At 50.5% G+C, this 12,382-nt stretch carries 11 protein-coding genes and 1 rRNA gene; 9 read left to right on the top strand and 3 right to left on the bottom strand.

Annotated features, from left to right (window positions below; genetic code table 11):
- The first annotated feature begins 15 nt into the window (after positions 1–15).
- From ACGCCZ_RS00750 to ACGCCZ_RS00725, 6 genes are all read left to right on the top strand, one after another.
- Complete coding sequence (locus tag ACGCCZ_RS00750; protein ID WP_153802361.1) at positions 16–183, top strand: hypothetical protein; 168 nt, start codon at positions 16–18, stop codon at positions 181–183.
- Between the two features lie 164 nt (positions 184–347).
- Complete coding sequence (locus tag ACGCCZ_RS00745) at positions 348–833, top strand: zinc ribbon domain-containing protein (RefSeq protein WP_152918417.1); 486 nt, start codon at positions 348–350, stop codon at positions 831–833.
- Between the two features lie 80 nt (positions 834–913).
- On the top strand, positions 914–1,630 hold the full coding sequence (locus ACGCCZ_RS00740; protein WP_411655047.1) for an ABC transporter ATP-binding protein: 717 nt from the start codon (positions 914–916) through the stop codon (positions 1,628–1,630).
- A complete protein-coding gene (locus tag ACGCCZ_RS00735; RefSeq protein WP_411655046.1) occupies positions 1,627–3,045 on the top strand; it encodes a putative ABC exporter domain-containing protein in 1,419 nt (472 codons plus the stop codon). The genes ACGCCZ_RS00740 and ACGCCZ_RS00735 overlap by 4 nt, the downstream gene beginning before the upstream one ends.
- Complete coding sequence (locus ACGCCZ_RS00730; protein WP_411655045.1) at positions 2,972–3,259, top strand: putative ABC exporter domain-containing protein; 288 nt, start codon at positions 2,972–2,974, stop codon at positions 3,257–3,259. The genes ACGCCZ_RS00735 and ACGCCZ_RS00730 overlap by 74 nt, the downstream gene beginning before the upstream one ends.
- A gap of 257 nt (positions 3,260–3,516) precedes the next feature.
- Entirely contained in the window at positions 3,517–3,675 is a 159-nt protein-coding gene (locus tag ACGCCZ_RS00725; RefSeq protein ID WP_411655044.1) for a hypothetical protein, read from the top strand.
- Positions 3,676–3,702: 27 nt separating this feature from the next.
- Here ACGCCZ_RS00725 and ACGCCZ_RS00720 read toward each other — a convergent pair whose 3' ends face one another.
- A complete protein-coding gene (locus ACGCCZ_RS00720) occupies positions 3,703–7,539 on the bottom strand; it encodes an MGH1-like glycoside hydrolase domain-containing protein (RefSeq protein WP_411655043.1) in 3,837 nt (1,278 codons plus the stop codon).
- Positions 7,540–8,165: 626 nt separating this feature from the next.
- Between ACGCCZ_RS00720 and rrf the strand changes: the two genes are divergently transcribed.
- The 3 genes from rrf (at position 8,166) to ACGCCZ_RS00705 (ending at position 10,602) form a co-directional block, all read left to right on the top strand.
- Positions 8,166–8,282 (top strand): 5S ribosomal RNA (gene rrf, locus ACGCCZ_RS00715).
- Positions 8,283–8,524: 242 nt separating this feature from the next.
- The gene (gene aroF / locus ACGCCZ_RS00710; protein WP_054325012.1) at positions 8,525–9,541 is read left to right on the top strand and encodes a 3-deoxy-7-phosphoheptulonate synthase; all 1,017 of its coding nucleotides are present in this window, start codon (positions 8,525–8,527) and stop codon (positions 9,539–9,541) included.
- Positions 9,542–9,735: 194 nt separating this feature from the next.
- Positions 9,736–10,602 (top strand): hypothetical protein, encoded by an 867-nt coding sequence (locus tag ACGCCZ_RS00705; protein ID WP_411655042.1) that lies wholly within the window; start codon positions 9,736–9,738, stop codon positions 10,600–10,602.
- Here the strand turns inward: ACGCCZ_RS00705 and ACGCCZ_RS00700 are convergent.
- Together ACGCCZ_RS00700 and ACGCCZ_RS00695 are read right to left on the bottom strand one after the other, a co-directional pair.
- Positions 10,486–12,156, bottom strand: coding sequence for a recombinase family protein (locus tag ACGCCZ_RS00700; RefSeq protein ID WP_008394601.1), 1,671 nt, complete (start codon positions 12,154–12,156; stop codon positions 10,486–10,488). The genes ACGCCZ_RS00705 and ACGCCZ_RS00700 overlap by 117 nt on opposite strands.
- Positions 12,157–12,354, bottom strand: coding sequence for a hypothetical protein (locus tag ACGCCZ_RS00695; RefSeq protein ID WP_002595176.1), 198 nt, complete (start codon positions 12,352–12,354; stop codon positions 12,157–12,159).
- Positions 12,355–12,382: the final 28 nt, after the last annotated feature.

The following is a 12,382-nucleotide window of genomic DNA, read 5'->3' as shown; positions in this document are numbered from 1 at the left end:
GGAGACACCAAGCCCGTGTACTTGATGCGTAAGGATGGACGGACACTGTTGGTACTAAAACAGGATGGTCAAGGCGTCAACTATCAATTCACATTCTCCGTCCAGGACGGAACGTATAAACTGGAAAATGTGGAACAGAAACAGGGTGAGCGCATCGACGGTAAGGACTTTTTGACGGCATAACTGCCTGTGCTAAATTTGTACAGTGGTATTCAGATACCCCCGGCGGGCAAACGCCGGGGTATCTTCGCTATACAGAAAAATATCCCTCTTTACAAAATTGTAGTTTTTCTTGACAAAGCCATCCGCAATATATATTATTGTACTAACATATTAGTACAAAGGGAGTGGGGATCATAGGGAGTAGTTATGTAGCAGAAGCGGCGGCAATCAACGCTCTGATGGGATTCATTGTTGTGATCATACTCGTCAGTCTTTTAGGGATTGCGGCACAGGTCCTTCTGGGGCTGGCGACGTATAACGACGCAAAAGCCCGCGGCAACAGTGACCCGGCAATGTGGGGCCTGCTGGTGGGCATCCTCGGATGGATTCCCGGGATCGTCTATCTGTGTGTGCGCAATCATCGGGCAAATCGCCTGATGGCCTGCCCACAGTGTGGATTCGCCCACCGGGTGGCGGAGCCCTTCTGTCCGCAGTGCCATGTACAAAATCCGTACAGCGCGCCGTTTCAAAACCCTCTTGCCGCACAACAGGCACATCGCGCAAAGCTTTTGCTGATTTGGGGAATTGTGGCCTATGTTGCGGTGATTCTTCTGGCGATTATCTCCGTGTTTTGGCTGACTGCATCATTGATTGGCGTAGCGATGTATTGACGGCTTCTGAGGAAAAAGAGAAGAAAGCGCGGGAACAATTCCCCGAAAAGGAAAGGCCCTTTGAAGTGGGAGGATAGAATATGTTACAGGTAACCAACCTGACAAAAATTTACAATCATCTGGTGGCAAACGATCATCTGAACTTCACGGTGAATCCCGGGGAGATTGCCGTGTTGTCGGGCCCCAATGGGGCGGGAAAATCCACTGCAATCAAATGTATTGCAGGCCTTTTGCGTTTCCAGGGAAATATATCGATCTGCGGCCATCCAAATAAAAGTGTGGAGGCCAAGCGCAATTTCGGCTATATTCCCGAGTTGCCAGCGCTGTTCGAGGCGCTGACTGTGCGGGAACACCTAGAATTTGTCGCGCGGGCATACAAAGTAGATGGTTGGGAAAAGAAGGCCGATGCGCTGTTGCAACGCATGGAGTTGGACGACAAACAAAAGAAACTGGGCGGAGAACTGAGCAAGGGAATGCAGCAAAAGGTGAGTATCTGCTGTGCCCTTCTGTCTGAGCCAAAAGTCATTATGCTGGACGAACCGTTGGTGGGTCTGGACCCCCATGCGATCAAGGAGCTCAAGCAGATGCTTCTGGAGCTTCGGCAGCGCGGCTGTTCCATTCTGGTGAGTACCCATATGTTGGACAGCGTAGAAGAGCTTTGGGACAAAGCGCTCATCATGGTGAAAGGCCGGATTGCCGCTGTGCGCACCCGCTCGGAAATTGAGGCAAACGGCGAGGACTTGGAGCAGCTTTTCTTCGCAATCACCGAAGGCACTCCGGATGGAGGGACGGCATGAGCGCAATTTTTTATATGCTCCGCAAGGAGTGGAAAAACCGATTCCTGGCGCTATTCCGTCATCCCGGGAAACTGGTGGTATATATCCTGCTGGTGCTTTTGCTGGTCAATTCGGTCGTATCGGTCGCTTTGACCCCGCAGGCTGATCTGAGCGGGTTCGTAGACCTGCGCATTTTACACGGCATCTATTTTGGTATTTTGCTGTTAATTACAGTCCCCATTCTGTTAAGCGCGTTGCAAAAGGGTACGACCTTTTTTGGGATGAGCGATGTAAACCTATTGTTTGTGTCCCCCATCTCTCCCAAGAAGATCTTAGCATATGGCCTGATGAAACAAATGGGCCGGACGCTGTTGATGGTGTTCTTCTTCCTCTTTTATGGCGCGATGATGGCAGAAACATTCGGTATTGTTTGGACAGACACCCTCGCGTTGGTACTAGGGGCGGCTGTAGCGCTTTTTTCGGTACAGGTCCTGTCGCTGTTGCTCTATAACTTTACAAATGGCAGCCCTTTACGGGTCCGGACTGCCAAAGTGGTTCTCTATGTATATATCGCCGCAATTGCAGGGATTATTCTGTTGGAATTTACCGAAGGTGGTTCCAACACCGAGGCGCTATTGGCGGCGATCTCCTCCCCAAAGTTGGAATATCTTCCTCTGCTCGGTTGGATTAAGGGCGCATGCTTCGCGTTCATTGCCGGGAACGCTGCGCAAGCTGGGCTATTTTCTATCCTGACGATATTGGCCGTCGCGGTTTGTGTATTGGTATTTGTCCGTGGAAATGTGGACTACTACGAAGATGTGTTACAGTCCACTGAGACAGCGCAGGAACAGCGCGACGCCTTAAAAAAAGCAGCGGACGGCGGGATGCTAACCACCAACAATGGAAAAAAGCGGCGGTATAAGGTGCGCAAAACAGGCCTTGGACATGGTTGGGGCGCAAATACTTTTTTCTACAAACACATGTGTGAGGCGCGGCGCAAGAGCCGTATTCCCTTTGTGGATTCTTCTACCGTTCTTCTTGTAGTCGTCAACTTGGGATTGGCCTTTTTTCTTTCGCATATTTGGAACGAAGATGGAGCCCCCATGCCCCCTGGATTGATGATGGTGATCGGTGCAGTTTTTAGCTGTTATATTTTGTTCTTTTTGAATGCGACTGGTGCATGGATGCAGGAATTGTTAAAACCGTACATCTACCTTTCCCCAGCGAGCAGTTTCGCCAAGCTGGTGTGGTCGGCGATGTCCACCATATTAAAACCAGTGATTGATGGTGTGATTGTTTTTACGGTATTAGGCATCTATATGCATGCCAATCCACTGACGGCCATTCTGTGCATGTTGATCTATGCTGAGCATGGGAGTCTTGTACATTGCGGGGAGTATTCTTTCGGATCGTATTCTCGGTACTATCGCCAATAAGGGCCTCATTATGATGCTATATATGGTAGTCCTGTTATTGATGGTTCTGCCAGGCGTGGGGATCTCTTTTGTCCTATTGCTCACAATGGGGGATTTCCTTCCTGCCATAGTGATCGGCCTTCCGGTGGTCATTTGGAATTTGGCTATTTCGACCGGCGTATTTGCTCTATGCCGGAATACATTGGATAATGTTGAGTTGACGAATTCCTTATAATTCTCAGGCACGGGCACACAGTGCCTTTCGCGCCTACCGCGTTCCCTACGAAAGCAGACTGCAAAGAGTTTGCTCTCCGCTCCACAGGGGAAGTCCTACAGGAGCAAGCAGAAGCCTTCACAGTGGCCGGCATCACTAACTTGCCATAGCGTAAAATAGATGAATCAAACATAGAAGGACCTAATCCTGGGAATCCCCAGGATTAGGTCCTTTGTTTATCAGGAAGAAACCTTCCCTCTTATTCCGGCGTCCAGTCCATGATTACACAATCGTCACTGCACAATGCTTTACTGGAACATTGCCCGGCGGCATTATGCCGGTACTCGTGCTTCAAACCGATGGACGCACAGCGCGTTTTTCGTACCTACAGTGTTTCCTGCGCAGGCTCTCTGATCAACTGTTACTTGATCGGATGACTTATGTTCCTTACAAGTGTCCAGTATTTAACCAATGGCCACTGTGCAGTGTTTCACTGCGTTCTGCCCCGGCAGGGTCGTGTAAACGCCCGTGCTCTGGCCCGGGGTGCCGGTTGCATAGACTCTGTAGTAGTAATCGTTTCCAACCTTCGCTACAAACTGCGTCTTGAGAACGCTGCCGTTGCCCACTGTAAAGCTCGGCGTCTGGTTGTTTCCATTTACCACCGTCATCTTGAAGCAATAGGCCTGCCCGCGTTTCAGGGTAAAGTTCACCGTCGTATCGCTGCGGACATAGGCGCCAACTGCCGCTACATTCTGACCTGCGGATACCACACCGCTGGCCCCATAGGCGTTGCTCCCGTTTGCAGAAGAACTGCCAGAACTGCTGCCCTTGGACGGCTTATTGGTATCAACCTTCACCAGGTTGTTCTGTGCCTCGCGTGCCTGCGCCACAGCTGCATCGATCTTCTTCTGGCCTTCCTCCGCGTCCAGGCTGTCATCCGCCATCAATGCGTTCAAAACCTCTTTGACCTCTGCTACTGCTGCATAGCTTGCCGCTGTATATTCCGACGGATCGAGCGCATTGATTTCCTTCAGCAACTCTTCCAGTTCCGTCTTGTCCGCCTTCTTGCGCAGGGCCGACATCGCCTGCAACAGATCCTTCGCGGCCTGGTCCACTTCTGCCTGTGGGGAATTCTTGTCCAGCTTCTTGGCAGCTTCCAATGCCTCCAGGAACGCTTCCTGTCCGTCCGGCAGGTATTTGCCCGCTTCGATGTCCGTTTTGATTTTCTCCGCCTTTTCAATGGCGGTATTCAAATTGCTGACGTCCGATGCGCGAATCAGTTGCTTGGACGCAGCTGTCAGGTCTTCATATGCCTTTGTGATGTCACCCTCCAACGGTTCCGGGTCTTCGACCACTTCTTTTGCCTGCTCCATCGCTTTTTCAAACAAGGTCCAGCTGCTGCTTGTGAAGTCATCCTCCACAAGGGCGCTCAGGATATTGTACAGCTCTTCCAGGGCGCTCTTATCGCCCGGCTGGAAGTTCAGATAATGCAGTACGTTCAGCAGGTCGCTCCAAGCCTGGTCAATCTCCGTCTGCGTCGCCGCTGTATTGTTCAGCACATCCTCCGCTGCGTCATATGCCTCCAGGAAGGCCTCTTTCGCCTCGGTCACCAGCGAATCCACCGTCCCATCATCCACGTAGGGCTTTGCATACTGATAGGTTTGCTCCAGAATCCGCTTGTCCGTCACCTCGAACACGAAGTCCAAGTCGACGCCTTCGCCCGTCATCTCTACTGTGTAGGTGTACGAATCGCCGCTGATGAGTTCCTCCTGGCCGTTGACCGCCACCGAGCGGAAGTTCTTGCCCGCCACGCGCGGTTCAAAGGTCAATTCTACGCTCGTTCCCTCTGCCACGTCTTCCAGCGTAAACTCGCCCGTCAGGTCTGCGATCTTCTGCGGTTCGCCGTCCACCTTCAACGTTACGTCCTTGTTGTTGTATCCCACCGTCAGGTTCTGTTCTTCCGACCCTGGAATCGGCAGGGCGTCCTGCGAGGTGGTCTCGTTGCCGGCCAGTGTATCTTCGAACAACAGATAGAATGCCGCCGCGGACCAGCTGAAGTTCTTAGTGTGCAGGCCTTCTCCGGTCTCGGGGTTGTAGTTTTCGCGGATGGGTCCGTCGCCCAGCAGTCCTTCCGTATTGTCGAACAGGAGGTAGGCCGCTTCCCTGGCTTCCTCATTGTAACCGTAGTTCTGCAATGCCTCTACCGCGTAGAGCGCCTGATCCAGCCAGACCGGGCCTCTCCAATAAGTGCTCGGGCTGTACTTGTCGTTGTCTGCTGAAGCGGTCGGGAACGGAACCGGGCGGTAGAATTTGTCCTCGTCCAGCATGTTCTCGGCAACGCGCGCAGCCTGTTCCGGCGTGGCGAGCTTTGCCCACAGCGGGAGCCAACCCTCTGTGCCCTTGCCGCGGTTGACCAGCAGCTTCTTTTCACTGCCGTCTTCGTTGGTCTGGAGATCGTAGTAGAAGCCGGTTTCCTCATCGTACATATTCGTGTTGATATAATCGCGGACATATTCCGCTTCTTTTTCGTACTTGGCAACGTCTTCGTCGTAGCCAAGTTCCTCTGCCATGGACATCAGGAACGCTTTCTCTGCGTAGAGATAGGAGTTCAGGTCCACGGATTCCTGGTTGATACTATAGCCGACGATCTCGTTGTCAGAATTGCGCACCGGGAAGACATGCACGCCGATGTCATCCGGGCCGTTCCCCTCTTTGTCAAAACGAGTCGCATTGTCCATGCCGCTTTCCCAAGCAGCAGCTTCAATCACTGCATCCTCGTCAAAAAGCGGCTCGCCGTTTTTGTCCAGCTGGATATTTCCTTCATTGTCGTATAAGTAATGGGAATCATGGACCATGGCGCCATATTCTGCAATCCCATTGTGGTCCACATCGCGGTTGGTGTACCACCAATTGTGATACGCGACTAGCTTCGGATACATCTCTTCCAGGAAGCTGACGTCGCCCGTCTGCCGGTAGACGTTGTAGACTGCCCAGGCAGCCAACGCTGGCTTTGAATTGCGCTCGTTCCAGTTTCCGCTGTCGCCGCCGCGTTCCGGCCCAAGGTTGTAGAAGATGCAGTCGACGATGGTGCCCACATCCTGCGGACGGACCGGGTCGTCTGCGGTAATCTGATAATCGAAGTGCGCGCGGATATTATCCTCTGCGGCCTCGGGATTAAAGCGGGCCATGCCGGTCGCCTGTTTCCAGGAATCCCATCCCCACAGGCCGATGAACCACTGGTAGGATTTGGACGGGACAATGCCGCCGTGCTGCAGGGCGCCCGCTGCGCTGATCCAGTTGGTCATCAAGGTTTCGACGGCTTTTACAGCCGCGTTTTTATACGCCTGATCTACGTCTGCGTTGTCGATGGTTTCGACATAGCCCTCCCAACGCTCGCTGTTTTCTACAAAATAGCCGTCGCCGCCAACCAGCATATCGGTGGACTTGTCTGCTTCCTCTGCGGCCTCTTCATCCGTGAAGGTGAAGCTCTGCGTCTGATACGTCACATAGGGCTCATCCGGCTCCACAGTGATGGGCTCTTCGAAAGTGCTTTCATAGGAGAGTTCATCCTCGGAAACCTCTGTTGTGACGGGCTGATCAAAGCGGATGTTGAACTTGTTCTCCTCCGTGGTCATGTAGCTCCAGATGGAACGGATGGTCTGGAAGTTTACGGCCACACCGTCGTCCGTCGCCGCCAGAGAGGTTCCCATAGGAGATCCTCCGCTGTATGTGTCGAAGATTCTTCCGGTCTGCTTGAGGCTCAGTTCCAACGCCTCGTCCGTCTTATTGTCAATGGTCGTGCGGATTAAGGCGGTGCGGTCGCTAACAAAGATTAATTCGAGTTTGAGGTCGATGTCCTCCATGGCATAGCCCTGTACCAGCTTGCCGGGATAGGCGTTGACAGTGGCTTCCGCGTCCGCCAGGTCATAGACTGTGCCGTCCGTCCCCTCGATTACCCATTTGCCGATGCAATCCGAGAGGTTCACCGGGTACTCTTCCGCGAGGATCACCGGGCCGGCAAAGCCGCCGTAAGCCTCTGTGTTGTCCTGTGTATGCAGGTAGTAGCCGTGCCAGGACCCTAGATCGCAGAAATTGTTGTATTTGTTGGTGCTGTAGTCGCCATAGATCTGTGGGGTGGGAACAGCGGTCATGTCCAGCACGTTGGCGTAGCCAATCGGCTCTGGGGCAAGAATGGAATCCTCCTGTACGTCTGCTGACGCAAACGCCCCACCCGGGATTGTCCCCGTTACAAGTGTGGAACACAGGAACATCGCAAGTGCGGAACGATGGAGTTTCTTCATGAGACATCCTTCCTTTCTTCATGTGATCGTTTGCAAGAGTCGCAGAATTTTTTAGCAAATTGCACGTGAATAAGAACGCCCCCCTGTGGGAAATCGTTTGATATGGAATTTCCCCAGCAAATTTCCTCCTTTTGGGCCCCCTATAAAATGGCACAAATCCTAAAACAGGATTTTCGTGCGGAATCTTAGTATCGAAAAAATGGGGTTGGCGAACTATTTTGTGCCTTTGCTTTCTTTGGCAATATATTACCATTTATCAAAAGAATTGTAAAGAACTTTTATACAAATCTGTGCATGATCGAATTATATCCAATCTTAGATTGCTATTGATATAACCAGCACCACAAAAATTGTTATGCATCGTAGGTTTCAAACAATGAAAAGATGGATTCCATTCCACTCCTTTATAGAAAGACTTCATTTTATGACATAAAATAACCAACCACCAACCAAACAGAACCAATCGGCTGAATTTCGTAACGATATTTCATGTAAACAGAAACTTACAAAAGGAAATCCGGTTACCGCCAAAAAAATTTCAAAAAATTTAAAAAAGTGCTTGCATTTTCAAACTTTCTGTGATATTATTTAGAAGTCGCCGGTGAGAGCGACAAACAAAATAAATAGTTGGTGTCGATGACGATGAGGGTCCACCCGTTCCCATCCCGAACACGGAAGTTAAGCTCATTAGTGCCGACGATACTTGGCTGGCAACGGCCTGGGACAATAGGAAGGTGCCAACATCAAAGCAGTCACCCAATAGGGTGGCTGTTTTTTTATATTTTTTTGCCTTTAAAAGGATACCCCTTGTCATCTTTCAGCAGATTTTTGTTGATTTCAGGTCTATACATGACAACGTTCTCCCTGGGGACAATCATATCGGAGAATTTTTTATTTCCCACTTGTTTTTTATAAATCGTTTTCGTATAATGTTATTTAGCACTTTAAAGCATAAAGTTATAAAAGTATCAAAGGGAGTGATTACTTGATTATTGTCATGAAAAACGGCTCCTCGCAGGAGAACGTGGATAGAATTGTTGATGTCCTGAAAGCACACGGCCTCGGAGCAAACCTCTCCACCGGCGCTCAGGCGACCATTATTGGTGTACTAGGCGATAAAAGCAAGTTGGCCGATGTCAACCTAGAGTTGATGGACGGCGTCGAGAAATGTGTGCCCATTATGCATTCCTATAAGCTTGCCAGCCGCGAAATGTGTCCGGATGGCCGTATTGCGGAGGTGGGCGATCAGAAGATTGGCGGGAAAGATCTGGTTCTAATGGCAGGACCTTGTGCGGTTGAGAGTGAAGAACAAATACTCGAGGCTGCCCAAGGGGTTAAGGCCGCTGGAGCTACTTTTTTACGCGGTGGAGCATATAAGCCGCGCACATCCCCCTATGCATTCCAGGGGATGGAAGATGAAGGCTTTAAACTTCTGCGCAGGGCCGCTGACGCAACCGGTCTCAAGGTCGTCAGTGAAGTGATCTCTCACGATCAGATTGATACAGCCGCGAAATATTGCGATATGTTCCAAGTTGGCGCTCGCAACATGCAGAATTTCCGCCTTTTACGGGAAATTGGGCGGTCCAAGGTGCCAGTGCTGCTCAAACGTGGTATCGCCTCCACCATTGAGGAATGGCTGGATGCTGCTGAATATATTATGAGCGAAGGAAATTATAATGTAGTACTTTGCGAGCGCGGCATTCGTACCTTTGAAACGGCAACGCGTAATACGTTGGATGTCTCTGCTGTAGCTGTGGTCAAAGAGCGCAGCAGTTTACCGATCATCATCGATCCATCCCATGCCGCAGGTAAATCGCGTTATATTGAAAGCCTATCGCTGGCCGGAATTGCCGCCGGGGCCGATGGACTTATCATTGAAGTACATCCCAATCCGAAGGTCGCTATGAGCGACGCCGCCCAGCAGCTTACCATTCCGGAGTATCAAGCGCTGGTTAAAAAAGTGCGTGCCGTCGCGGGCGCCGTCGGCCGAAGTCTAACCTGACGCTTGTCTGATTGGTTTTTCAATAGCGGTCAATTCGGCTAGCAGGGAGTTCTCTACTACCTACTTTCGGCCCGATGAATTTGGGAATCTCTGACAAGGCTTTTAGAGTCTTATCATACAGGGGACATTCTCATAGACTGTTCAAAAAAGAAGCTACAAAAGCGTATACAGCCAAGGGAAGAAAGGGACTTCTTATGGAACTTCAAAATTGTGGCGAAAAAGACCAGACGAAAAACGTGAACGTTCCTATGGAGCAGGAGCAGAGTCCTTTACAGCAAAATTTAGAGGAAAAAGGGGATTTTCAGCGAATTTTCTTTATCCATCTATTATTTTCGGAAAAGCCTCAGCGTCCCCCGATCGAGACCGTTCATGCAGCTCTGCGAAAGGCATTTGGCCAAGTAGACATTGTATGTTCCAAAGGGCTTTGGTCGTTCGCTCTTAAAAAATATCCTGTGGATTTTTCTGACGTCAAGCAGGTCCCCGCACAGATTTTGCTCACAGAAGAAATGCCGTCCGGAACAGAAAAATTGGGCTTCATGGAGCGCAGCCAACTTTGGAATATCCCGGACGGCGAGGCTCTTTTGGACCGTTGCCCATGGAAAGTGATGCTTTCTGACTTTATGAGCAGCTTGTTATCCTACCAAGAGCGTTCGCAAATGCTCTTGGAGTGGCTTCAGGTGGCGATGGATCTCTTTCCTTCCTGCCTTGGCGTATGGGTCCCATCCGCTGGAAAATTGCATACGGCGCAGCAAGTCCGTGATATTCTCGCAGAAAAGCAGGACCCATTTATACGCCTTGCTGTAAACGCACGCTTTTTCCGGATACAGGGCACACAGGATAACGTGTTTTATTCCCAATTAGGTGTAAAACTCTGCTCGATGGCGGGCGGCGGCGTACAAAAAATCTATATGGTGTTTTTAAGAGAACCGTCCCGGCGGGACAGGTCAGGCAGTGACCTGTTCCACCTCCGGGATGGGTTTGAGATTAAAATGAATTTCGATAGAAATGTGTCTTGTTTTATCTTCGTCAATGCGCTCATGCACGACGATTTCTTTGATTAAGCGGTTGAGGGTGGCTGCGTCCAACTCTGTGATGTTGGCATATTCCTGAATGGCTTCCACCCATTGTTTTGCGTCATTGGCAAGCTGGACTTCATCGGACAGCCGCTTTCTGCCCTCGGACACTTTTGTTTTAAGTTCCGTCTGCTCGGTCTGTGTCTTTTCCAGCATGGTGTTGAAGTTCTGCTCACTGATACGCCCTGCAATCATATCTTCATAAAGCCGCATTACCATTTTGTCCAGAACCTCAATCCGTTCCTCGTCCCTTGTAAGGGAGCGTTCCATTGCTTCCCGCTGTTCCCGCTGCTCGGCTTCACAGGTATTGGTCAGGCGGTCAGCAACCGCTTTCCCGTCCATCAGGGCAGCTCTGGCACATTCCCGGATTTTCCGCAGCACATGACTGTAAAGGGTGTCATAATCAATCCGGTGCTGGGTGCAGTGGTTCTTTCCAAAGGCATTGTAGGTCTTGCAGGAGTAAATCTGCTGGGGATGTTTTGCGTTTGTGTAGCGTACCGTCAGAGACTTCCCACACTCGCCGCATTTTATCAGTCCGGCAAACAGGCTGATTTCATTGGTCTGCCCCGGACGCTGGCGGGATTTCAGCTTGTTCTGCACAATGTCAAAGCTCATGCGGTCAATCAGCGGTTCATGCTGTCCTTCCACTACAATCCAGTCCTCCGGCTTCTTTTCCCCAATCGTGCCGATTTTGAAACGGTAGTCCTTTTTCTGGGAAGCAATCGCCCCAGTGTAAACGGGATTCATCAAAAGGTCTTTGATAACGGAAAAGTCCCACATATACCGCCCGTTTTCCGGGTCTTTCTTTTCCCATTTGGTGCGGGTATTGCGAAGCCCCCGTTCCCGGTTCCACCATGTGGGGCAGGGGATTTTTTCTTCCTCCAGCCGTCTGCGGATATAGTTCGGACCATGACCGTTTAGGGCATATCCGAAAATCAGCCGCACAATCGGGGCGGTTTCCTCGTCAATGAGCAGATGGTTTTTGTCCTCCGGGTCTTTCCGATACCCAAACGGGGCAAGACACCCGGTAAACTGTCCTTTCTGCGCTTTCAGAAGATAAGAGGAATGGACTTTCTTGGAAATATCCTTGCTGTACATCTCGTTCAGGATATTCTTGAACGGGGCGATGTCGTTGTTATCCCGCAGGGTGTCGATACCGTCATTCATGGCGATATAGCGGACACCGTTTCTTGGGAAAAAGTCCTCAATCAAATGCCCTGTTTGCAAATAGTTACGCCCCAGTCGGCTGAGGTCTTTCGTGATGACAAGGTTGATTTGCCTGCGCTCAATGGCTCTCAACATTCTCTGTAAATCAGGACGCTCCATATTAAGACCTGTGAAGCCATCGTCCTGATAGACTGCCACAACCTCCCATCCCTGCTTTTCGCAGTATTTTTCCAGCATATCACGCTGGTTTGCGATACTGGCACTTTCGCCTTGCAGGTCATCGTCCTTTGACAGCCTGCAATAGACCGCCGCACGATAGCCCCCGGCAAGTGCTGAACCGATTGTTCTGTATTCCATTTCGTTCATCATAGCCATTTACCCACACAATCCAGACGGTATCTGGCTCTGTTGAACCTCATCTTCATTATACTTCAAATCTTTCTTTTTAGCAAGATATTCTTTTGTATTTGTTTTGCCGTATTTCTGGGAAATCAGGCTGACGAACACATCGGTGGCGTCCAGTTCCCCGTCAAATACGGTTGTCACTTCAATCTTGGTCTTATTTTTCGCCATAGGCAGTTATCCTCCATACATGAAAATA

The organism is Anaeromassilibacillus sp. SJQ-1 (genome assembly GCF_046693725.1).
In the GTDB taxonomy this organism is placed as follows: domain Bacteria; phylum Bacillota; class Clostridia; order Oscillospirales; family Acutalibacteraceae; genus Anaeromassilibacillus.
Note: the sequence above shows the minus strand (reverse complement) of the source record. Positions and strands in the feature narration are given on the sequence as shown.

Excerpts from the sequence above, each read along its gene's own strand:
- ACGCCZ_RS00705 (WP_411655042.1), top strand. The coding sequence starts at position 9,736 with ATGGAACTTCAAAATTGTGGCGAAAAAGACCAGACGAAAAACGTGAAC.
- ACGCCZ_RS00740 (WP_411655047.1), top strand. The coding sequence starts at position 914 with ATGTTACAGGTAACCAACCTGACAAAAATTTACAATCATCTGGTGGCA.
- ACGCCZ_RS00725 (WP_411655044.1), top strand. The coding sequence starts at position 3,517 with ATGATTACACAATCGTCACTGCACAATGCTTTACTGGAACATTGCCCG.
- ACGCCZ_RS00720 (WP_411655043.1), bottom strand. The coding sequence starts at position 7,539 with ATGAAGAAACTCCATCGTTCCGCACTTGCGATGTTCCTGTGTTCCACA.
- ACGCCZ_RS00700 (WP_008394601.1), bottom strand. The coding sequence starts at position 12,156 with ATGGCTATGATGAACGAAATGGAATACAGAACAATCGGTTCAGCACTT.
- ACGCCZ_RS00735 (WP_411655046.1), top strand. The coding sequence starts at position 1,627 with ATGAGCGCAATTTTTTATATGCTCCGCAAGGAGTGGAAAAACCGATTC.
- ACGCCZ_RS00730 (WP_411655045.1), top strand. The coding sequence starts at position 2,972 with ATGCTGAGCATGGGAGTCTTGTACATTGCGGGGAGTATTCTTTCGGAT.
- ACGCCZ_RS00695 (WP_002595176.1), bottom strand. The coding sequence starts at position 12,354 with ATGGCGAAAAATAAGACCAAGATTGAAGTGACAACCGTATTTGACGGG.